The sequence below is a fragment of the Nonomuraea sp. NPDC059007 genome (assembly GCF_042740555.1).
Lineage (GTDB): Bacteria > Actinomycetota > Actinomycetes > Streptosporangiales > Streptosporangiaceae > Nonomuraea.
This window is the reverse complement of sequence record NZ_JBHYJD010000032.1, coordinates 16157-36427: the sequence shown is the minus strand read 5'-3', so window position 1 is coordinate 36427 and position 20271 is coordinate 16157. Positions and strand designations below refer to the sequence as shown.

The 20271-nt window shown below is 70.5% G+C and carries 17 protein-coding genes; 9 read left to right on the top strand and 8 right to left on the bottom strand.

What is annotated here, in order from left to right:
* Positions 1 to 40 precede the first annotated feature (40 nt).
* Positions 41 to 967, top strand: a complete 927-nt coding sequence (locus tag ACFWY5_RS38850; RefSeq protein ID WP_379637753.1) for a ubiquitin-like domain-containing protein — start codon at positions 41 to 43, stop codon at positions 965 to 967.
* Between the two features lie 5 nt (positions 968 to 972).
* Here the strand turns inward: ACFWY5_RS38850 and ACFWY5_RS38845 are convergent, their stop codons facing one another.
* Genes ACFWY5_RS38845 through ACFWY5_RS38835 form a run of 3 tightly spaced genes read right to left on the bottom strand, consistent with a single transcriptional unit; the run spans position 973 to position 4905 of the window.
* Positions 973 to 2043 (bottom strand): FG-GAP-like repeat-containing protein, encoded by a 1071-nt coding sequence (locus tag ACFWY5_RS38845; RefSeq protein ID WP_379637752.1) that lies wholly within the window; start codon positions 2041 to 2043, stop codon positions 973 to 975.
* A 34-nt stretch (positions 2044 to 2077) separates the two neighbouring features.
* Complete coding sequence (locus ACFWY5_RS38840; RefSeq protein WP_379637751.1) at positions 2078 to 3256, bottom strand: hypothetical protein; 1179 nt, start codon at positions 3254 to 3256, stop codon at positions 2078 to 2080.
* Positions 3253 to 4905, bottom strand: coding sequence for a serine/threonine-protein kinase (locus ACFWY5_RS38835; RefSeq protein WP_379637750.1), 1653 nt, complete (start codon positions 4903 to 4905; stop codon positions 3253 to 3255). The genes ACFWY5_RS38840 and ACFWY5_RS38835 overlap by 4 nt, the downstream gene beginning before the upstream one ends.
* A 92-nt stretch (positions 4906 to 4997) precedes the next feature.
* On the opposite strand from ACFWY5_RS38835, the gene rsmA reads away from it, so the two are divergent.
* Complete coding sequence (gene rsmA, locus ACFWY5_RS38830; protein WP_379637816.1) at positions 4998 to 5837, top strand: 16S rRNA (adenine(1518)-N(6)/adenine(1519)-N(6))-dimethyltransferase RsmA; 840 nt, start codon at positions 4998 to 5000, stop codon at positions 5835 to 5837.
* Positions 5838 to 6201: 364 nt separating this feature from the next.
* Positions 6202 to 7008, top strand: a complete 807-nt coding sequence (locus tag ACFWY5_RS38825) for an NlpC/P60 family protein (protein ID WP_379637749.1) — start codon at positions 6202 to 6204, stop codon at positions 7006 to 7008.
* 345 nt (positions 7009 to 7353) lie between these two features.
* Here ACFWY5_RS38825 and ACFWY5_RS38820 read toward each other — a convergent pair whose 3' ends face one another.
* Positions 7354 to 8169, bottom strand: coding sequence for an arginase family protein (locus tag ACFWY5_RS38820; protein ID WP_379637748.1), 816 nt, complete (start codon positions 8167 to 8169; stop codon positions 7354 to 7356).
* Between the two features lie 136 nt (positions 8170 to 8305).
* On the opposite strand from ACFWY5_RS38820, the gene ACFWY5_RS38815 reads away from it, so the two are divergent.
* Together ACFWY5_RS38815 and ACFWY5_RS38810 are read left to right on the top strand one after the other, a co-directional pair.
* Positions 8306 to 9208 (top strand): 4-(cytidine 5'-diphospho)-2-C-methyl-D-erythritol kinase, encoded by a 903-nt coding sequence (locus tag ACFWY5_RS38815; RefSeq protein WP_379637747.1) that lies wholly within the window; start codon positions 8306 to 8308, stop codon positions 9206 to 9208.
* Between the two features lie 477 nt (positions 9209 to 9685).
* On the top strand, positions 9686 to 11494 hold the full coding sequence (locus tag ACFWY5_RS38810) for an ABC-F family ATP-binding cassette domain-containing protein (protein ID WP_379637746.1): 1809 nt from the start codon (positions 9686 to 9688) through the stop codon (positions 11492 to 11494).
* Positions 11495 to 12065: 571 nt separating this feature from the next.
* On the opposite strand, the gene ACFWY5_RS38805 is transcribed toward ACFWY5_RS38810, so the two are convergent.
* Complete coding sequence (locus ACFWY5_RS38805) at positions 12066 to 12584, bottom strand: MarR family winged helix-turn-helix transcriptional regulator (RefSeq protein WP_379622334.1); 519 nt, start codon at positions 12582 to 12584, stop codon at positions 12066 to 12068.
* A 55-nt stretch (positions 12585 to 12639) separates the two neighbouring features.
* Here ACFWY5_RS38805 and ACFWY5_RS38800 point away from each other — a divergent pair, with 55 nt between their 5' ends.
* Genes ACFWY5_RS38800 through ACFWY5_RS38785 form a run of 4 tightly spaced genes read left to right on the top strand, consistent with a single transcriptional unit; the run spans position 12640 to position 16441 of the window.
* Complete coding sequence (locus ACFWY5_RS38800) at positions 12640 to 13419, top strand: trans-aconitate 2-methyltransferase (RefSeq protein WP_379637745.1); 780 nt, start codon at positions 12640 to 12642, stop codon at positions 13417 to 13419.
* Entirely contained in the window at positions 13416 to 13745 is a 330-nt protein-coding gene (locus ACFWY5_RS38795) for a glyoxalase (RefSeq protein WP_379622338.1), read from the top strand. Before ACFWY5_RS38800 ends, ACFWY5_RS38795 begins: the two co-directional genes overlap by 4 nt.
* A 52-nt stretch (positions 13746 to 13797) precedes the next feature.
* Positions 13798 to 15255: a CHAD domain-containing protein gene (locus ACFWY5_RS38790; protein ID WP_379637744.1), complete on the top strand. Its 1458-nt coding sequence runs from the start codon at positions 13798 to 13800 to the stop codon at positions 15253 to 15255.
* Between the two features lie 37 nt (positions 15256 to 15292).
* Positions 15293 to 16441: a cytochrome P450 gene (locus ACFWY5_RS38785; protein ID WP_379637743.1), complete on the top strand. Its 1149-nt coding sequence runs from the start codon at positions 15293 to 15295 to the stop codon at positions 16439 to 16441.
* Here the strand turns inward: ACFWY5_RS38785 and ACFWY5_RS38780 are convergent.
* From ACFWY5_RS38780 to ACFWY5_RS38770, 3 genes are read right to left on the bottom strand one after another with little or no spacing between them, the layout of a single operon-like run.
* On the bottom strand, positions 16416 to 17246 hold the full coding sequence (locus ACFWY5_RS38780) for an NUDIX domain-containing protein (RefSeq protein WP_379637742.1): 831 nt from the start codon (positions 17244 to 17246) through the stop codon (positions 16416 to 16418). The genes ACFWY5_RS38785 and ACFWY5_RS38780 overlap by 26 nt on opposite strands.
* On the bottom strand, positions 17239 to 19299 hold the full coding sequence (locus ACFWY5_RS38775; RefSeq protein WP_379622346.1) for an RNA degradosome polyphosphate kinase: 2061 nt from the start codon (positions 19297 to 19299) through the stop codon (positions 17239 to 17241). Before ACFWY5_RS38775 ends, ACFWY5_RS38780 begins: the two co-directional genes overlap by 8 nt.
* A 53-nt stretch (positions 19300 to 19352) precedes the next feature.
* Positions 19353 to 20228 carry a TetR family transcriptional regulator gene (locus tag ACFWY5_RS38770; RefSeq protein WP_379637741.1) on the bottom strand — a complete coding sequence of 292 codons (876 nt, stop codon included), beginning with the start codon at positions 20226 to 20228 and terminating at the stop codon, positions 19353 to 19355.
* Positions 20229 to 20271 lie beyond the last annotated feature (43 nt).

Genomic DNA, 20271 nt, shown 5'->3' with positions numbered 1-20271 from the left:
CCGCTAGCGTCGGGCGCCCGAGTCTCTCCGGAGGTCGCCCGTGCGTGGCAGAAGGCGCGCCCCGCGCCCGCAGGTCCCATGGCGCTCGCCGTGGACGCTGGTCGTCGGCCTGGCCGCGGTCGCGGTCGCGGGCGGGCTGGTGGCCGTCGCGAGCATGTCCAAGGACATCAAGCTCGTCGTGGACGGTGAGACCGTCGTGATCCGCAGCTTCGCCGGATCGGTGTTCGAGCTGCTGACGGAGGCCGAGGTGGCGGTGGGGCTCGGCGACTACCTGCGGCCGGGCGGGCACGACCAGGTCGTCGACGGCGCCACGATCGTGGTCCGCCACGCCCGCCCGCTCCGGCTGACCGTGGACGGGCGCACCAGCAACCGCATGGTGACCGCCACGAACGTCGCCGCCGCGCTCGCCGAGCTGGAGATCGACCACGCGGGCGGCCGGCTGTCCGCGCCGCCCGACCGGGTGGTGCCGCTGTCGGGGATGTCGCTGACCATGTACACCTCGCGGCGCGTGCAGGTGATCGCCGGGACGGAGCGGAGGTGGACCAGGACCACCGCTGGAACGGTCCTGGAGGTGCTGCGGCAGGAGCGGATCAGGACGCCTCGGGGATACAGGATCACGCCGCCGCCGGACAGCTTCCCGCGGCAGGGCACCGTGATCAGGGTGACGCCGCCGGGGCCGGTGCTGCCGCCGCGTACCGTGCCGGTGCAGGCGGCGGTCGCGAGGCTCAACTGGGCCGGGCTGGCCCAGTGCGAGTCCCACGGCAATCCCGAGGCGCTCAACGCGGCCGGGCCGTACTACGGCATGTACCAGTTCAGCCTGGCCAGCTGGCAGTCGGTGGGCGGGGTGGGCACGCCGGTGATGTGGCCGGCCGAGGAGCAGACCTACCGGGCGCAGCTGCTGTACCAGCGGGTGAGCGGCCGGTGGGAGGGCCAGTGGCCGCACTGCGGGTCCCGCCTGTTCGGCTGAGCCGTTCAGCCGGAGATGGCGTCGCCGAACTGGGTGCTGCCCGCGACCCGATAGGTCTGGATATTTCCGGATTTGAGGTCCAGGACGGCCACGGCGCCACCCGGACTGGCCGTCGGCATGCCGACGGCCAGGCTCGTCTCCGTCAGGGCCGCCGACCAGGGCTCCGGCTGCTGCCAGGGGCGGGCGTCTCCTGGCGGCACCTGCCAGGCGCCGTCGCTCCACACCGCCGCGTATCCCCTGGGCGAGGCCGTCAGCAGGGTGGGGTTCGCCTTCCTGGTGAGGTGGGACCTGGGGACGCCGTCGTCGGCGTAGAGCCTGACCTGACCGCAGCCGCTGACGACGTAGCCCAGGTGGTAGGCGACGGTGGCGGCGTAGTTGCGGCAGCTCCTCGGTGGCTGGAGCCTGATCGCGCGCTCGCCGACGAGCGTCGCCGTCCTCTCGTACGGCGTGCCCACCAGGACCGCGTCCGGGCCCAGGGCCAGGGCGGTGCCGAAGCGGTCGTACGGTTCGCCGGTGCCCGGGACACCGGGTGAGTTCTGGGTGATCGTGCGGTGGATCGTCCCCTTGTCCGCCAGGTGGACGGAACCCGAGGCGGTGACGCCGTCGGCGTCGTCGTGCGGGGCGCCGATGGCGATCCGGTCGCCGCGGACGGCCAGGGACTCGCCGAATCCGGCCCCTGGTCTCGGGTCCGGCGCGACCAGCTTTCCGGGAGGCCGCTTCTGGCCGCCGTACAGGATGTAGACGGCGCCCGCCGCCTGCTTTCCCCGCACGTCGGTGTACGGGGCTCCTGCCACCACGTCCGCGCAGCCGTCGCCGTCCAGGTCGCCCATGCCCACGGTGGCGCCCAGGCCCCTGGCGTCCTTGTCCGGGGCCGGGAGTCTGGTCACCTTGCCCGCGCTGATCAGGTACAGCGCGCCCGGACCGGCTCGCCACTGCTCGGTGTCGCCCACCACCAGGTCGTCGCGGCCGTCGCCGTCCACGTCCCGTGGGCTCGCCTTGGCGCAGTCGGCCGCGGGGCGCCGGTCGCCGTCCGGCGTGGTGCAGGCCGTGACCAGCAGGGACGTGAGCGCTGCCACGGCCAGTGGCCTTGATGCCTTCATGTTCGCGGGGTTAGCCGGTGACGCTGGAGCCGAAGTCGGCGCCGGACGCGGGTTCGGCGCGCTGGACCTCGTCGGCGTTGCGGCCCAGGACGGCGACCTGGCCCGCGCGGCCCGCGTCGGGCTGACCGGCCAGCAGGCGGTTGCCGCTGAAGGCCACGGCCCGGCCGTCCAGGTTCAGGCGCCGGTCCTGGCCGGAGGGCTGAAACGAGGTGAGCAGGACGCCCGCGCCGTACGGGCTGCCCACGGCCAGGCGGCCGTCCGGCGAGATCGCCAGCGAGTAGCCGAAGCCCTGCGTGCCCTGGCGGATGGTCCTGGCCGGGCGCAGCGCCGGGGTGTAGAGCTGCACGTAGCCGGGGCCGGGGGCGCTCACCGCCAGGCCCGCGCCGTCGGTGTAGGCGAGCGCGTAGCCGAACCGGTCGCCTGCCTTTTTGGTGGGGGAGTCCCATTTCTGGCCCCGCAGGATCGGCGCGGTGGTGTCCGTGATGATGGTGACCTGGCCTGAGTGGATCTTGCCGGTGCCGACCTGGCGGCCCGCCCCGTCGTCGTTCTCGTACGGCACGCCGACGAACAACGCCCGATCCTTGGACAGGGCCACCGAATAGCCGAACTGGTCGCCGACTTCGCCGTTGCCGGGGACTTCGGACGATTCCTGACTTATCCGTCTAAGCGGGTTGCTGCCGGACTTGATGTAGACGGAGCCGGTGTCGGCGGTTTGGGCTTCGTCCTCGTGGGGTGCGCCTATGGCCAGGAGGTTGCCGTTGGCGGCCAGGGACCAGCCGAAATGGGCGTCCTGCTGGGGTTGCTGGGCGGTGAGGAGCTGGGGTCGCGTGGCGGCTCCGCCGTACAGGATGTGGACCGCGCCCGCGTCGCGCACGCCCCGCACATCCGCGTACGGCGCGCCCACCACCAGGTCGGCGCAGGCGTCCGCGTTGACCTTGGCCAGCTTCACCGACCAGCCGAACGCGTCGCCTTCACCGAGGGGAGGCGAGGGGAGGCTGACCACCTTGGTGCCGGACAGCAGGTGCACCGCGCCCTTGCCGCCGTTGGCGAAGGGGTCGCCGACGGCGGCGTCGTCCTGGCCGTCGCCGTCGAAGTCGCTCTGGTTGTTGCAGGCCGTCGCGGTCGCCGCCTGGGCGGGGGCGACGGCCAGGGCGGCGAGGGCGAGGGTGACGATGGTCCGGACGATCATGACAGTCGCACCTCGATCTGCTTGCCGCCGGTGAACATCGTGCCGGACAGCCGCGCCGCCTTCCTGACCGGCGGCAGGTCGAACACGAACACCCCGTCGAACCGTCCCCCCGCCGTCAGCGCGGCCGGGAGCTGGGAGGAGACCGGCAGCGGGTCGTGGCGGCCGTTCCTGTCGTCGATCAGGGTGAGGGCAGGGGTGCCGACCGTGGTGAGCTCGCCGCCGGGGTTCAGCAGGGTCCAGCGCAGCAGGCAGAGCTGGCCGTTGGCGGGGGTGGCGCCCTGGTATCCGGCCACGCCGCACTCGGGAGCGGTCGCGATGATCAGCTGCGGGCCGTCGAAGGCGCTGCTGAGCTGGAATCTGCGGCCTATGTCGGTGACCGTGGGTTTGCCCGCTTGCGGGGTGTTCTGGACCGCGGGGCTGTTGCGGGAGCCCTGCCAGATCAGCACGGCCGTCGTCAGCGCCAGCGCCAGTACGGCTGCCGCCGCCGCGATCAGCCAGCGGGTGCCTCTGGTCCTGGGGCGGTCGGGGGCGAAGCCGGCCGCGTACTCGACCGGTGGGAGGAGTTCCTCCGGCCGTTCGAGGTCACGGAAGGTCTGGCCCGCTGACACGGGCGTGCTCTGGTGGGGGTGGGTCTCCGGTGTCGCCGTGGCACGGACCGGGGTCGTGGGGGCCTGGGTGGCGGTGAGGGGGAGCCTGGGGGGCGGGGTGGGGGTGATCTCGAAGGTGGAGGTGATGTCCGGGCTGTCCACGACGTTCCGCGGCGGCTGCCAGTCGCGCAGCAACTCGGTGCCCGCCAGCGTGGGCGGGTCGGCAGCCGGTGCCGGTGCGCCGCCGCTGACCAGGGCGAGGAGGAGGTCCTGGGCGGTGGGGCGCTGGGCGGGGTCCATGGCGGTGGCCCGCCGTACCAGATCGTCGAGAGGCGCGGGCAGCGTGCCGATCTCCGGCGGCCCGTTCAGGACGCGGGTGGCCAGCGTGATCACGTCGCCGCGGCCGAACGGGTGGCGGCCGCTTCCCGAGTAGGCGACCAGGCAGCCCCAGGAGAAGACGTCGGCCGCGGGGGTGACCTGTTCGCCGCGTACCTGCTCGGGGGCCCACCAGCCGGGGCTGCCGAGGAGTTCGCCGGAGAGGGTGAAGCCGGTCTCGCGGTCGAGGGCGCGGGCGATGCCGAAGTCGATCACGCGGGGGCCGGAGAGGCTGAGGATCACGTTGGCGGGCTTCAGGTCGCGGTGCACGAGCCCGGCGACGTGGATGGCGGCCAGGGCGGCGGCCACGCCGAGGGCGACGCCGTGGAGCGGTCCGGCCTCCAGCGCGCCGAATCTCGCGATCTGCTCGGACAAAGGGGTGCCCGCGATGAATTCCGTGACCATGTAGGGACGGCCTTCGTCGCTGTTGCCGTTGTCCAGAACCTGGGCGGTGCAGAACGAGGCGACCCGCCGGGCGTTGTCCACTTCCGCGTGGAAACGGGCCGCGAACCCCTCCTGGTTCGCGAACTCCGACTTCACCACCTTGAGCGCGACAAATCGCCCGCCTGGCGCCCGTGCCAGGAAAACCGTGCCCATGCCACCCTCGCCGAGCCGTCCCAGCAGCCGGTAAGGGCCGATTTCCCGGGGATCCGTGGGGCGAAGCGGCGCGGCGCCCGTTGGCTCCATCAGGGATGTCCCTTCGTCTTTCACGCCATCCTCCCCTGTGGTGCCCCCCGTCCGCTATCTCAGGTTCTTCGGTGCGGGAGACTAGTTGGATGATGGACCTGCTAGGCCCGATAGAAATACGTATTTTGGCGGAGAAGCTCGATCTTCGGCCGACAAAACGACTCGGGCAGAACTTCGTGATCGACGGCGGCACCGTCCGCCGCATCGTCCGGGTGGCCGAGGTCGCGCCGGACGACGTCGTGATCGAGGTGGGGCCTGGGCTGGGGTCCCTGACACTGGCGCTGCTCGCGGCGGCCGAGCACGTCGTCGCGGTGGAGATCGACCCGGTGCTCGCCGCGCAACTGCCGGAGACGGTCGCGGGCCGCGGCCTGTCCGAAAAGCTCACCGTGGTGGGCGCCGACGCGCTGCGCATCGGCCCCGGCGACCTGGCCGGACACGTGCCGACCGCGCTGGTGGCGAACCTGCCCTACAACGTGTCCGTCCCCGTCGTGCTCCACCTGCTGGAGTCGCTGCCGTCGCTGCGCAGGTCGCTGGTGATGGTCCAGTCCGAGGTGGCCGACCGCCTCGCCGCGCCGCCCGGCTCCAAGGTGTACGGCGTGCCGTCCGTCAAGGCCGCCTGGTACGCCGACGTGCGCAGGGCGGGCCCGGTGGGCCGTACCGTGTTCTGGCCCGTCCCCAACGTCGACTCCGGCCTGGTCTCCCTGGTCCGCAGAGACCCGCCCGCGACCACCGCCACGCGCGAGCAGGTGTTCGCCGTCATCGACGCCGCGTTCGCCCAGCGCCGCAAAACCCTCCGCGCCGCCCTGTCGACGTGGGCGGGCAGCCCGTCCGCCGCCGAGACCGCCCTGCGCGCGGCCGGCGTCGACCCCTCGGCCCGAGGCGAACAGCTCGACATCACCGCCTTCACCCGCATCGCCGAGAACGCCCCCTGACCTCACGTCTTGTTGAGGTACGCGAGAACGGCGAGCGCGCGGCGGCCACCGGCGCCGTAGCCGACACCCCCGCGCCATCGCCATCGACGCCGTTCCCGGTGCGCTCCCGATGTGGTTCGTCCTGACGCAGGCCATATGCGCTGTGGCTATCGGGGCGGCGGCCTTCATCATCAACGGGCCCACGCTGCGTTCCGCATAGGGCTTCTTTGGGGTGTTCCTTTTGGGGTACGGCGGGGATTCTTCGTTGTCCACAGCCACTCACGCGACCCCGCGCCCCTATCCCCAGAACCGCGTTCGCCGCCAAATCCGCCACCCGATCCGCACGATCCTGGGCCTCCCATCCGATCCAGCCCAGGAGAACACCATGATGTGGCTCACCCTCGGCGGCGGCTTCCTGGCCACGCTGAGCACGGTCCCCGCGCCGACCGCCGAGTGCCAGGTGGTCATCACCATCCCGGCCGCCTACGCACACCTGGTCGTCCCGCAGCCACCCGGCCAAGAATCCGTGGCCCTTTCCCGGAGTCCCGGCACCCGCGAGGTGAAGCGAGTGATCACCCTCCCGGCGGAGGCCTGCGCCCGGCTCGGGCACCCGGCCACCACCGGCCGAGACGGCACACCCACCAAACCCGCGCCCGGACGCTCCCACCCTCCCCATCCGTGGTTGAGCACCCCCAAGCTCGAACGGATCACCACCGTCAAACCCACCCAGCCCCCCGCCCCCGAACGCCCCGCCCCCAGCACGAAGAGGACCCCAAGGCCCACCAGGGGCGAAACAGCCGCCTCAGCCGCCCTGGCAAGACTGGGCACCCCGTTCTCCTGGGGCGGAGGCGCCCCCTCCGGCCCCACCCGAGGCATCGGCAGAGGCGCGAACACCATCGGCTTCGACTGCAGCGGCCTCACCCTGTACGCGTGGTCGAAGGCGGGCGTGACCCTGGGCCACTACACCGGCACCCAGTTCCGCCAGGGGCGCCGCGTGGCACTGTCCGACCTCCGCAAGGGAGACCTGGTCTTCTTCGGCGGTGGCAACGGCGACCCCACGCACGTGGGCCTCTACCTGGGCAACGGCATCATGATCCACGCCCCCAAAACCGGCGACGTGGTCAAGAAGACCCAGTTCCTGAAGTCGTCGTACTACCGCTCCACCTACCGAGGCGCCGTCCGCCCCGGCTAACCCCACCCACCAACCCCCACCGAGCACCACGGCCCTCGCTCGGGGTGACCAGGGCCTCGTCCGGTGAGCCACGGCCCTCGCCCACCAGACTGGGTCGTGGCACCGGCCCCTCTCCACAACCGAGCGCCAGCGTGTGCCCCTGCCTCAACCCCTGCCCCCAACCCCCGGCCCACTCCCTCCCGCAAGCCGTGGGCCCTCGCCAGGCTGGGCCCACCCCATGCCGGCCGCCTCGGTGGTCAGCGGGGCTTGGGGGCGGTCCCGGTCTGTGGTTCCGGGCACGGAGGGCTTGGGGCGAGAACTGGATCACCGGGCATGGGCCCAGGCCCGGGGTCGGGGGGTGTCGGGTCAGGGGGTCTGGGTGCAGGTTTTGACCAGGGCGGCGACCAGCGGTGTCAGGGTGGCCTGATCGTCGGGGTCGCTGGGCTCGTACTCGGTGATCCCGAGTCCGGCGATCTCGAACCGGCTGGCCACGGCCTCCACCAGCCCCAGCAACTGCCCGGCCCGCAACCCGCCCCGAGCCGGTGACCCCACGGAAGCGAACTCCCCAGGATCCAGCACATCCAGATCGATGTGAATGTAGACGGCGACCTCCCCGTCACCGGCCCGCGCAACCCCGTCCAGAAGGGCATCCGCACCAGCCAGATCCTCCACACGAAGGTGACGAACCCCGCGCTCCTCGATGAACGACACCTCGGCCGCGTCCAGATCCCGTGCCCCGGCGAGGACGATCCGCCGAGGATCCAGGCTCACCTCGGGCAGCAGTTCACGATGCCCCTCGCCGGTGAGCGCCCGCAGCACCATCCCGTGAAAGGCCCCGGAAGGAGAGGTATCGGGCGTGTTCAGGTCCCCGTGGGCGTCGAACCACAGCACCACCAGCCGTTCACCGTACCGGCGCACGGCCGCGGCGATCGGCTCGAGGTCGACCCCGCAGTCACCGCCCAACGTCACAGGGAAGCCCTGGGCACCGGCCCGCGCGGCACGGACCCGGGAGGCGGTGACCGCGAGTTCGGCGGGGGTGGAGCCCTCCGCCACCTCGACGCGCACCCGGTCCCCGCCAGGCACCATCTCGGCCAGCAGTCTGGCCCCTTCGACGAGGCGCTCCGCCGCACGGGATCCCGACGACCGCCACTGTGGCACCTCAATAACCGAAATCAACGTCATCTGCCCACGATGCCGCATCTTCGGATGAAAGGTGTGGCCGGGGTGACGTGCGGGTTCGGGATGGGGCGTGGGGCGGCCGGGAGCCCGCTACCATCGAGGGTCCTGACCCCGAGGCGATGAAAGTGGCAGCGGATCGATGAGTTCGGTGACCGTACGGGTGCCCGCCAAAGTCAATGTGCAGCTTTCCGTCGGCCCCTTGCGTGACGACGGCTACCACGACCTCGTGAACGTCTTCCACGCCGTATCGATCTTCGACGAGGTCGAGGCCAAGGAGTCGGAACTGGTCAAGGTCGGCGTCGTGGGCGAGTGGGCCGACCAGGTGCCGCTCGACGACGGCAACCTGGCCATCCAGGCCGCCCGCGCGCTGGCCAAGCACGCGGGCCGGAGTTACGGCGTCGAACTGGTCATCAGGAAGGCGATCCCGGTGGCGGGCGGGATGGCCGGAGGCAGCGCCGACGCCGCGGGGGCGCTGGTGGCGTGCAACGAGCTGTGGGGACTCGGCCTGCCGCCAGAGGACCTGATGGAGATCGCCGCGGACCTGGGCAGCGACGTGCCGTTCTCGCTGCTCGGCGGCACGGCGGTGGGCACCGGCCGAGGCGAGCAGCTGACCCGCCTGGAGACGAACGGAACCTTTCACTGGGTCTTCGCCATCGCCGACGGCGGCCTGTCGACGGCGAAGGTGTATGCCGAGTGCGACCGCCTGCGCGAGGCCACCGGCGAGGCGGTCGGATGGCCCCAGGCCAGCGAACCCCTGCTGACCGCCCTGCGCACCGGCGACGCGCAGGCCCTGGGCGCCGTCCTCACCAACGACCTGCAGCCCGCCGCCCTCATGCTGCGCCGCAGCCTGGCCCGCACCCTGGAAACCGGCCGCGAACTCGGCGCACTGGGCGCCATCGTCTCCGGCTCCGGCCCGACCTGCGCGTTCTTGGCCGCCGACGCCGACCACGCCCGCGACCTGGCCATCTCCCTCGCCGCCTCCGCCGTCTGCCACACCGCCGCACCCACCACCGGCCCCGCGCGTGGTGCCCATCTCATCTGATTCCTCGTTCTGATTTCGTTCTCTGAACGCGTTTGGGATTCCTGTCTCTTACGGCGGTTTCTGGGCGTTCGGGCTCTCTATCCGTTACGGCGGTTTCTGGGCGTTCGGGCTCTCTATCCGTTACGGCGTTCGGGCCTCCCATCCCTTACGGCTCCGCCGCCCCACCCGCCCCGCCGTACCCGGTGGACGTCTGTCGAGCGATGGTCGTGAGGGCTCACGTGGCACTCGCCGTAATAACTCCGCCCTTGACCCGCGGCGTCACGCGCCCGCCCAGCGCGGTCGTGTCCAGGCTGGCCCGTTCCGTTCGGGGCGGCTCTGTTCACGCGGCTGGTTCCGAGGTTGATGGGGCTGCCAAGATCCGAGCAGCCCATCAGCCCGGACGCCGTGCGAGGTTGTGGTGCTGTGGACAGGGTGGGTTGGAGGGTGGGTTGGCGGGTGGATGGGGTGGCGTTGGGTTGCCAGTACGCTGGGACGGCCATGAATCTGGTCAATCTTGAGTCTGTTTCCCATGCCTACGGCCCCAAGCCGTTGCTCAGCGATCTCTCCCTGGGGGTTGAGGCCGGTGAGCGGATCGGGGTGGTCGGGCGTAACGGCGGTGGCAAGACCACCCTGCTGGCGGTGATCTCGGGTGAGGTCAAGCCGGACAGCGGCCGGGTCACGCACAACCGTGGCCTGCGGATCGGTGTTCTGTCGCAGCAGGACACGTTGGATCCCGGGCTGAGTGTGCGCGAGACCGTGCTGGGCGGGCGGGCTGAGCACGAGTGGGCCGGTGACCAGGGTGTACGGGAGATTCTGGCCAACCTGATCGGTGACCTTGACCTGGAGTCCAAGGCGTCGGAGTTGTCGGGTGGGGAGCGGCGGCGTACGGCGCTGGCCAAGCTGCTCATCGACGAACACGAGCTGATCATGCTCGACGAGCCCACGAACCACCTGGACATCGAGGCGATCGCCTGGCTGGCCGGGCACCTGGCGACGCGTAAGAGCGCACTCGTGGTGGTGACGCACGACCGGTGGTTCCTCGACGCCGTCTCCACGCGGACGTGGGAGGTCGTCGACGGCAAGGTCGAGCGCTATGAGGGTGGTTACGCGGCGTACGTCCTGGCCAAGGCCGAGCGGGCACGCATCGCCCAAGCCGCCGAGGAACGCCGCCAGAACCTCATGCGCAAGGAGATCGCCTGGCTGCGGAGGGGCCCGCCCGCGCGTACCTCGAAGCCGAAGTTCCGCGTCGACGCCGCGCAGGCGTTGATCGCCAACGAGCCGCCCGCGCGGGAGAGCGTGGAGCTGGTGAAGTTCGCGACGGCGCGGCTGGGCAAGACCGTGTACGACCTCGAAGACGTCACCCTCCACGCCGGCGGCCCCGGCAGCGGGCCGATGGTGCTCGACGCGTGCACGTGGCAGTTCGGGCCGGGTGACCGGATCGGGCTGATCGGGGTCAACGGCTCCGGCAAGTCGTCGGTGCTGCGGCTGCTCGCGGACACGGTCCAGCCGGACACCGGCCGCGTGGTGCGCGGCAGGACGGTCCGCCTGGCACACCTGTCGCAGGAACTGACCGAGCTGGACCCGACCCGCCGCGTGCTGGAGACGGTCGAGGAGATCCGCAAGTACATCCAGGTCGGCAAGCGCGAGTGGACCGCCTCCCAACTGCTCGAACGTCTCGGCTTCAAGGGCGAGGCGCAGTGGAAGGTCGTCGGCGAGTTGTCGGGAGGGGAGCGGCGGCGGCTGCAGTTGCTGCGCCTGCTCATGGACGACCCCAACGTGCTGCTGCTCGACGAGCCCACCAACGACCTCGACATCGAGACGCTCAACGAGCTCGAAGACCTGCTCGACGGCTGGCCCGGCACGCTGATCCTGGTCAGCCACGACCGCTACTTCCTGGAGCGCGTCGCCGACCGGTGCGTGGCGCTGCTCGGCGACGGCAGGCTGTCGATGCTGCCCGGCGGCGTGGACGAGTACCTGGAGCGCCGCGCGGCCGGCACCGCCCTGACCGCCCGCCTCGCCTCCACCCCAGCCCCATCCGGTACGGCTCCCGCCACCCCGTCGCTTGCTACCACCCCTTCCGGCCCGTCGGCCAAGGAGGAACGCGAACTCCGCAAGGAACTGAGCCGCCTGGAGCGCCAGCTGGACAAGCTGACCGGCCAGGAGACAAAGCTCCACGAACAGATGGCAGCGGCGGCCAGCGACTACGAAAGGCTCGGCTCACTGGACGCCCAGCTTCGGGACATCCAAACCCAGAAGGACACCATCGAAGCCGAATGGCTGGAAACCGCCGACCGCCTCGGCGAATAACCGCCGACCGCCTCGGCGAGTACCGCCCGACCCGAACAGCCAACAGCACCGTGCAACCCTCCCCGGCACCCGGCAAGAGGCAGCAGGGGCGCCCTGGTGGGCTGAGCACCGTTAAGGGCGCCGGACTCCACCGCACCACGTCCCGCCGCGCCGGCGCCGGAAAGGCGTGGGCGGGCGCGGGTAGTGGGCCTGCGTGCACTGCGGCCCGGGTGCCCAGCGCGCCGTTGGCCTGCGGGCAGTGGGGCCGGGTGCCGAGTGGGCTGTTGGCCTGCGGGCAGTGGGGCCGGGTGCCGAGTGGGCTGTTGGCCTGCGGGCAGTGGGGCCGGGTGCCGAGTGGGCTGTTGGCCTGGGGTGGCCGAGGGCGGAGTTGTTGCGGCGGGAACCCCGTGAGCCTTCACGACCGGCGCTCGACGGTCGCGCGCCCACGGCGGCGGTGCGGGCAACCCGGCGCTAGCCGTAACCCTAAGGCGGCCGCAACCTCAGGGCACCACAACCTCAGAGCACCACAACCTCAGAGCGCCACAAACCGCAGAGCGCCGTGACCGCAGAGCGCCGTAGCGGCATAAAGGCGTCAGTTGGAGGAACCCGCGTCGAACGGGGCGAGGAGGGTGCGGAGCAGGGCGGCGAGGGCGCGTTGGTTGGGCTCGTCGAGGCCGGCGAGGAGGTCGTGTTCGCGGCGTAGCAAGCCGGCGAACGCCGAGTCCACCCGCTGCAGTCCCGTATCCGTCAACGTGACGAGCACGCCGCGCCGGTCCTCCGGGTCGGGGCGGCGGCGGACGAGGCCGGCCTGGGCCAGGCGGTCGATGCGGTTGGTCATCGTGCCCGAGGTCACCAGCGTGGCGCGGAGGAGGGCGCCGGGGGACAGTTCGTAGGGTTTGCCTGCTCGCCGCAACGCCGTCAGCACGTCGAACTCCCATGGTTCGAGGTCGTGCTCGGCAAAGGCGGCCCGGCGGGCCCGGTCGAGGTGCTTGGCTAGGCGGGAGACGCGGGAGAGCACCTGGAGGGGTTCGACGTCGAGGTCGGGCCGCTCGGTCCGCCAGGCGGCGACCAGCCGGTCGACCTCGTCAAGGGACTCGTGCGCATCCGTCATGGATGCAGTCTACTGTCTTGACATCGAGATACATATCTCGATATCAAATATCTTTATGTCGAGAGATATCTGGGACCCGTCAACGTACGAACGCTACGCCGACGAGCGGTCACGGCCGTTCTTTGAGCTGACCGCCAGAATCCAGGCCGACGCACCCCAGTATGTCGTAGATGCCGGTTGCGGCACCGGCGAGCTCACCATGGCGCTGGCCGAGCGCTGGCCGGGGGCGACGGTCGAGGGGTTCGACTCCTCACCCGCGATGATCGCCAAGGCGCGCGAGACCGGCGGCAGGTTCACCGTGGCCGACGTCACCCTGTGGCGTCCCGACCGGCCGGTGGACGTCCTGGTCTCCAACGCGGTGCTCCAGTGGGTGCCCACCCACCGCGACCTGCTCGGACACTGGGTCGACGCGCTCGCCGACGGCGGCTGGCTGGCCTTCCAGGTGCCGGGCAACTTCGACGCGCCCAGCCACGTGCTGATCCGCGAACTCTGCCGCAGTGACACCTGGCGTGACAAGCTCGGCGAGTTCGACCGCGGCGCGCCGGTCTCCACGCCCATGGAGTACATGGAACTGCTCAGCGCCATGGGCGTCCGCGTCGACGCCTGGGAGACCACCTACGTCCAGTTGCTCCAGGGCGAGGACGCCGTGCTGACCTGGGTTTCCGGCACCGCCCTGCGCCCGGTCCTCGACCGGCTCGACCCCGGCGAGCAGACCTCCTTCAAACGGGACCTCAAAAAGCTCTTCGATGCGGCATATCCTCGCAAGGAGTACGGCACCGCCTTCCCCTTCCGACGCATCTTCGTAGTGGCCGGCAAAGAGGTGGCGCACGCGTGAAGCTCATCGCCATGCACCATGTCCAGCTCGCCGCGCCGAAGGGCAGCGAGCCGCAGCTCAGGGAGTTCTATTCCGGCTTCCTCGGCCTCACCGAGGTGCCGAAGCCGCCGGAGCTGGCCAAGCGCGGCGGCGCCTGGTTCCGGGGCGACGGCGTGGAGGTGCACCTCGGCATCGAGGAGGACTTCCGCCCGGCCAGGAAGGCCCATCCCGCGTTCCTGGTGGACGTACTGCCCGAAGGCGAGGTGGACCTGCTCTTCCCCGGATATCGCCGCGTCTACGTCACCGACCCCGTGGGGAACAGAATCGAGCTCCTGCAGGTCGTGTGAAGTTAACCTTCCAGTGGCATGATGTTCCGAAATCGGACACTTGCGAGGTGCTGTGGGCATCGAGATCGAAGACAAGTTCGACGTCGCCGACGATTACGCCATCCCGGACCTGAGCAAGATCGGTGACGTGGACGGGCCGAAGAGCTATCAGCTCGTCGCGCTCTATTACGACACTCCCGACCTGCGGCTGGCGGCTCGCGGGATCACGTTGCGGCGCAGGCGAGGCGGCTCCGATCCCGGCTGGCATCTGAAACTCCCCAAGGCCAAGGGAGCGCGCCAGGAGATCACCCACCCGCTGACGCGCAGCACCAAGGTCGTCCCGGCGCCGCTGGAGAACCTCGTGCGCGCCTTCACCCGGGGCGCGGAGCTTGTGCCCGTCGCCGAGCTGGACACCCGCAGGAACGTCACGGTCGTCTCCGTTGACGGCACCCCGCTGGTGGAGATCGCCGACGACCGGGTCAAGGGCACCGTGTTCGGCGACGAGCAGCGTGTGGAGCGCTGGCGCGAGGTCGAGGCGGAACTGCTCGAAGGCGACCAGGCCGTGCTCGCCAAGGTGGGCAAACGTCTCATGAAGGCGGGCGCCACGCCGGCCGAGTCGTCCAGCAAGCTCGCGCGGCTGCTCGACCGGCCGCCCCGTCCGGGCGGGCCCGCCAAGGCGGGCTCCGCGGGCGAGGTCGTCATGGACTACCTGGACAGCCAGGTCAGCGCGCTGCTGTCGCAGGATCCGAGGGTACGGCGGGCCGAGGACGACGCCGTTCACCAGGCCCGCGTGGCGGCACGGCGCATGCGCAGCGCGCTGAAGGCGTTCAAGAGCATCGTCACCGATACCGAGCACCTCCAGGACGAGCTGCGCTGGCTGGGAACGGTCCTCGGCGAGGCCCGCGACCTGGAGGTGACCAGGGCCAGGTTCGCCGGCCTCCTGGGGTCGCTGGCCCCCGAGCTGGTCCACGGCCCCATCCAGGTACGCCTGGGCGAGGACCTGCTCAAGCGCGAGCAGGACTCCTACAACCGGATCAGGGAGGCACTGAGCGGCGACCGCTACTACACGCTGCTCGACGGCCTCGACGCGCTCGTGGCCGAGCCCGAGCTGGCCAAGCCCGCGGGCAAGCCGGCCGAGGCGACGCTCCAGGGGGTCGCGGCCAAGAACTGGAAGCGGGTCACCGACGCCTACGACCACGCGCAGGCCATCGAGGACGAGGAACGGCGCGAGATCGCCATGCACGACGTGCGCAAGGCGGCCAAGCGCGCCCGCTACACGGCCGAGGCACTCGGGATGAAGAAGCTGGCCAAGCACGCGGAAGCCGTACAGGAGATTCTCGGGCTCTATCAGGACGGTGTGGTCGCGCAGGAGACGCTCGCCAAGGAGGCAGAGAGCGCGCGCCAGGCGGGCGAGGACACCTTCACCTACGGTCTGCTGATCGGCATGGAGAAGAGTACCGCCGAGCGGGCACACGCCGAGTTCCCGGCAGTCTGGGAGAAGACGGTGGAGGCTGTTAGAAAGATCCTATGAGTGAGCTCCCCGTCATCCCATTCGAGCGCACCACACCTTGGACGTTCCGGCCGCTTACCGCGAGCTACGACTACAGCAGGGCATAGCCAAGGTCCGTACCCGGACCGGCGACGAGGTCTGGCTGGTCAGCGGCTACGAGGACGCCCGCAAACTGTTCGCCGAGCCGCTTCTCGGCCGCTCGCATCCCGAGCCGGAGAAGGCCCCGCGCATCTCCGGCTCGGCGCTGCTGGGCGGCCCGACTGGCGACCACGCCACCGAGAAGGCCGACCACGAGCGGATGCGGCGGTTGTTCCAGCCGTCGTTCTCCGCCCGCCGGATGAAGGCGCTGGCCGATCATGTCGGAACGCTGGTCGACGAGCGCCTGGACCACCTGGCCGGCCTGACCCCGCCCGCCGACCTGCACGCCGAGCTGTCCTTCCCGCTGCCGGTGCTGGTGATCTGCCAGTTGCTCGGCGTGCCGTTCGAGGACAGGGACTACTTCGGCGAGGTCTCCATCCGCATGGGCGACATCGACGACGCGGTCAAGGGCGAGGCGGCCCGCGCCGAGATGGGCGCGTACATGGCCGGGCTGATCGAGCGCAAGCGCCGCGAGCCGGGCGAGGACGTGCTGACCGACCTCGCCGGTGTCATCGACGACGACGGTACGGTCGCCCGGCTCGCCGGCGGCCTGCTGTTCGCCGGCCACGAGACGACCGTCGGCCGCATCGACTACGGCGTGCTGCTCCTGCTGGAGCGGCCCGACCAGCTCGCCGAGCTGGAGGCGGACCCGTCGCTGGCGGCCGCGGCCGTCGAGGAGATCCTGCGCATGGCCGTGCCCAGCCTGCACGGCATCCCCCGCTGGGCCCGCGAGGACGTCGAGTACGGCGGGCTGACCATCCGCAAGGGCGAAGCGGTGCTGATCTCCACCGACGCCGCCAACCGCGACGAACGGGTCTTCTCCGACCCCGACGTCTTCGACCTGCACCGCGAACCCGGCGACCCGCACCTCGGCTTCGGGTACGGCCCGCGCTTCTGCCTCGGCGCCACCCTGGCCAGGGTCGAGCTGGAGGCGGTCTTCAGCCGCCTCTTCCAGCGCTTCGAGGGCCTGCGGCTCGCCGTCCCGCTGCGGGAGCTGGAGGTGAACACCGGCCGGCTGACCCAGGGCTTCGCGAAGCTGCCCGTCACGTGGAATAGCGTTCGACGCTGACCGTCCTGGTGCCGGCCCGGTGCAGGACGGCGAAGGCGCCCTTGCGCAGGTGGACGTCGACGCCGCTGAGCGCGGAGATCAGGTGCGGCAGCACCTTCCCGTGGCTGCAGGCGGCGGCGGGCACGGTGATGCCGTTCACCAGCGCGGGCGTCTTGTCGGCGTCCTGGTGCCGCTCGCTGAGCAGCGGATCGGTCGTGACGGCGGTGGAGAACGCCTCCATGGTCTGCACGCAGCGCAGGCTCGGCGAGCTGAGCAGCACCTCGGGGCGGTAGGCGGGCAGCACCTGGGCGAGCGTGACCGCCTGGACGTAGCCCTCGGCCTCCAGCGGGCGCAGGTCGTCGTCGCCCTTCCAGCTCTGCCGGGAACCGGCGGCGCCATGCCGTACCAGGACAAGGGGGACGGTGCGCAGCGGCACGGCGGTCAGCGCGTGCAGGAGGCCGCCGTCCCAGGAGTAGGTGAGGCGGGTGCGGGCCTCGGCGATCGGCATCCACTCCAGGGCGTCGACCTCGTCATTCGGTACGAACGGCACGTCGTCGGCCACCTGGGCGGCCCAGTAGTCGACACGTTTCAGCCGGCCCTTGAACAGGTAGTGGATCGGCGGCAGGGCGCGGCCCAGGTGCGCGGTGATGCCCGTCTCCTCGCGCACCTCGCGGACCGCGGCGGCGATCACGTGCTCGCCGGTCTTCAGCTTGCCCTTGGGGAAGGTCCAGTCGTTGTAACGTTCGCGGTGGATCAGCGCCACTTCGGGGTTCTCCGCGTCGCCTCGCCACACGACGGCGCCGGCGGCCCGGAAGATCTCAGTCATCAACGGTTCTCCAGCGGCGGGTGCCGATGAGGTGGGTCTGCAGGTCTTCGCCCTGGTGCCGGACCCAGGTGCCGTCGGCCTTCAGCAGCCACGCGTTGGTGGTATCGGCCATGGCCAGGTCCATCAGCTCGATGAGGTACGCCTTGTGCTGCTGCCCGGTCACCTTGACCAGAGCCTCGACCCGGCGGTCCAGGTTGCGGCGCATGAGGTCGGCGCTGCCCACCCACACCTCGGGACGGCGGCCGAGCCCGAACTCGTAGACCCGCGAGTGCTCCAGGAACCGGCCGAGGATGGAGCGTACGCGGATGTTCTCCGACAGGTCGGGGATACCCGGACGCAGGATGCAGATGCCGCGTACCCACAGGTCCACCGGCACGCCCGCGCGCGAGGCCCGGTAGAGGGCGTCGATCAGGGGCTCGTCGACCAGCGAGTTCGTCTTGATCCGGATTCTGGCGGGGCGCCCGGCCTGCTGGTGGGCGATCTCCCGCTCGATCCTGGCCAGCAGGCCGCCGCGCAGCGAGTGCGGGGCGACCAGCAGGCGGCGGTAGGCGGAGTGGTTGGAGTAGCCGGTCAGGTGGATGAACAGGTCGGTGACGTCCTCGCCGACCAGCGGGTCCGAGGTCAGCAGGCCGAAGTCCTCGTAGTGCCGGGCCGTCTTGGGGTTGTAGTTGCCGGTTCCGATGTGGCAGTAGCGGCGCAGCTCTCCTGACGGCTCCTGCCGTACGACGAGGGCGAGTTTGCAGTGGGTCTTCAGGCCCACGACGCCGTAGACCACGTGGCAGCCCGCGCGCTCCAGCTTGCGGGCCCAGGAGATGTTGGCGTGCTCGTCGAAGCGGGCCTTGATCTCCACGACCACGACGACCTGCTTGCCGGCCTCGGCGGCGTCGATGAGCGCGTCCACGATCGGGGAGTCGCCGCTGGTGCGGTAGAGGGTCTGCTTGATCGCCAGTACGCGCGGGTCGGCCGCCGCCTCCTCGATGAAGCGCTGCACGCTGGTGGCGAAGGAGTCGTAGGGGTGGTGCAGGAGCACGTCGCGCTCGCGCAGCACGGAGAAGACATCGTCCTCGGCGTGTACGGCTTCCGCCGGCACGAACGGCCGGTAGCTGAGCTCGCCCCGGTCCAGGTCGGCGATGGCGTGCAGGCCGGTCAGGTCGAGCGGCCCGGCGACCCGGTAGATCTCGTGCGGCGCGACGCCCAGTTCCTCGACGAGCAGGTCGAGCACCTCGGCGGTGATCGTGTCCTCGACCTCCAGCCGGACCGGCGGACCGAAACGGCGCTTGAGCAGCTCCTTCTCCAGCGCCTGCATGAGATTCTCGGTGACGTCCTCGTCGACGTCGAGGTCCTCGTTGCGGGTGACGCGGAAGACGTGGTGCTGGACGATCTCCATGCCCTTGAACAGCTGGCCGAGGTGGGCGGCGATCACATCCTCGAGCGGGACGAAACGATCCTTCGACGCGGTGACGAAACGCGGCAACTGGGACGGAACCTTGACCCGGGCGAAGACCGTGTGACCGTTGGTCGGATTCCGCACCACGACGGCAAGGTTGAGGCTCAGGCCGGAAATATAGGGAAAAGGGTGGGCGGGGTCCACCGCCAGCGGCGTGAGCACGGGGCGGATGCGCTCGCGGAACAGCTTGCGCAGCTCGGTGCGTTCCTCGCGGCCCAGGTCGTCCCAGCGGACGATCTCGATGCCCTCGCCGGCGAGCTGCGGGCTGATCCGCTCGTGGAAGCCCGCCGCGTGCCGTTTGGCCAGGTCGCCGGCGATCGTGGCGATCCGGGCCAGTTCTTCGCGGGGTTTCAGCCCGCTCTTGGTCCGCAGCAGCAGGCCGGTGGCCATGCGCCGCTTGAGACCCGCCACGCGTACCCGGAAGAACTCATCCAGGTTGCTCGCGAAGATCGCGAGGAAGCGGACCCGTTCGAGAAGGGGCAGTGAGTCGTCTTCGGCCAGTTCCAGCACCCGTTGGTTGAACTGAAGCCAGCTCTCCTCACGGTTGAGGAACCGCTCCTGGGGCAAGGGCAAGTCGTTTCCTGGGTGCAACGGTTCCGCGGACATATGAGCAATATGCCCTGTTTGATTGAACAGAACGTTAACGACGTCTCAACGGCTTACTCCGACTGGTCGCCCTGGCCCAGTTTGGCCGCCCGCTCGGCCAGCCGCGCCTCGCGCTGACGCAGCTTGTCCTCCCGTTCACGCGCCTTCTCCGCTTCCTTGAGCAGCCGTTCACGCTCCTTGAGCTCGCGCAGCCTGGCCTTCTCCGCCTCCTTCAGCTCGCGCTGACGGAGCTTCTCGGCCTCCTTGGCCTCGCGCTCACGCTGCTTCTCCAGCTCGCGCAGCTCCTTCTCGCTGGCCCGCGGCGGCGCGGTGACCGCGAGCTCGGCGCCCTCGCGGGTGGCGGCGGTGATGCGCGGCTGGGGGTTGAGCCCGGTCAGGCCGTTCCAGGCCAGGTTGACCAGGTGCGCGGCGACCTCCTCGCGCCCCGGCTTGCGCACGTCGAGCCACCACTGGCCGGTGAGTGCCACCATGCCGACCAGCATCTGCGCGTACATGGGCGCGAGTTTCGGGTCATAGCCCCGGCCGGCGAACTCGTCGGCGAGCACGTCCTCCACCTGGCTGGCGATCTCGCTGATCAGGCTGGCGAACGTGCCCGTGCCCGAAGCGGCGTGGGAGTCGCGCACCAGGATGCGGAACCCCTCGCTGCTCTCCTCGATGTACTGCAGCAGGGCCAGCGCCGCCCGCTCCAGCTTGATCAGCGAGTGGGACGCCGCCAGAGCTGAGGTGATCATGCCCAGGAGTTTCTGCATCTCCCGGTCCACGACGACCGCGTAGACGCCCTCCTTGCCGCCGAAGTGCTCGTACACGACCGGCTTGGAGACCTGGGCGGTGGCCGCGATCTCCTCGATAGAGGTCCCGTCGAAGCCCTTCTCGGCGAAGAGCGTGCGGCTGATGCGGATCAGCTGCTCTCGGCGTTCTCTTCCTGACATGCGTCTGCGAGATCGGGGTTCGGTGGTCACATTCTCCATAATT

What these genes read in the sequence shown, in the direction of transcription:
- ACFWY5_RS38835 (WP_379637750.1), bottom strand. Translation starts at nt 4,905, where the DNA reads ATGGAGCCAACGGGCGCCGCGCCGCTTCGCCCCACGGATCCCCGGGAA.
- ACFWY5_RS38775 (WP_379622346.1), bottom strand. Translation starts at nt 19,299, where the DNA reads ATGTCCGCGGAACCGTTGCACCCAGGAAACGACTTGCCCTTGCCCCAG.
- ACFWY5_RS38805 (WP_379622334.1), bottom strand. Translation starts at nt 12,584, where the DNA reads ATGACGGATGCGCACGAGTCCCTTGACGAGGTCGACCGGCTGGTCGCC.
- rsmA (WP_379637816.1), top strand. Translation starts at nt 4,998, where the DNA reads ATGGACCTGCTAGGCCCGATAGAAATACGTATTTTGGCGGAGAAGCTC.
- ACFWY5_RS38820 (WP_379637748.1), bottom strand. Translation starts at nt 8,169, where the DNA reads ATGACGTTGATTTCGGTTATTGAGGTGCCACAGTGGCGGTCGTCGGGA.
- ACFWY5_RS38770 (WP_379637741.1), bottom strand. Translation starts at nt 20,228, where the DNA reads ATGTCAGGAAGAGAACGCCGAGAGCAGCTGATCCGCATCAGCCGCACG.
- ACFWY5_RS38800 (WP_379637745.1), top strand. Translation starts at nt 12,640, where the DNA reads ATGTCGAGAGATATCTGGGACCCGTCAACGTACGAACGCTACGCCGAC.
- ACFWY5_RS38815 (WP_379637747.1), top strand. Translation starts at nt 8,306, where the DNA reads ATGAGTTCGGTGACCGTACGGGTGCCCGCCAAAGTCAATGTGCAGCTT.
- ACFWY5_RS38840 (WP_379637751.1), bottom strand. Translation starts at nt 3,256, where the DNA reads ATGATCGTCCGGACCATCGTCACCCTCGCCCTCGCCGCCCTGGCCGTC.
- ACFWY5_RS38825 (WP_379637749.1), top strand. Translation starts at nt 6,202, where the DNA reads ATGATGTGGCTCACCCTCGGCGGCGGCTTCCTGGCCACGCTGAGCACG.
- ACFWY5_RS38780 (WP_379637742.1), bottom strand. Translation starts at nt 17,246, where the DNA reads ATGACTGAGATCTTCCGGGCCGCCGGCGCCGTCGTGTGGCGAGGCGAC.
- ACFWY5_RS38810 (WP_379637746.1), top strand. Translation starts at nt 9,686, where the DNA reads ATGAATCTGGTCAATCTTGAGTCTGTTTCCCATGCCTACGGCCCCAAG.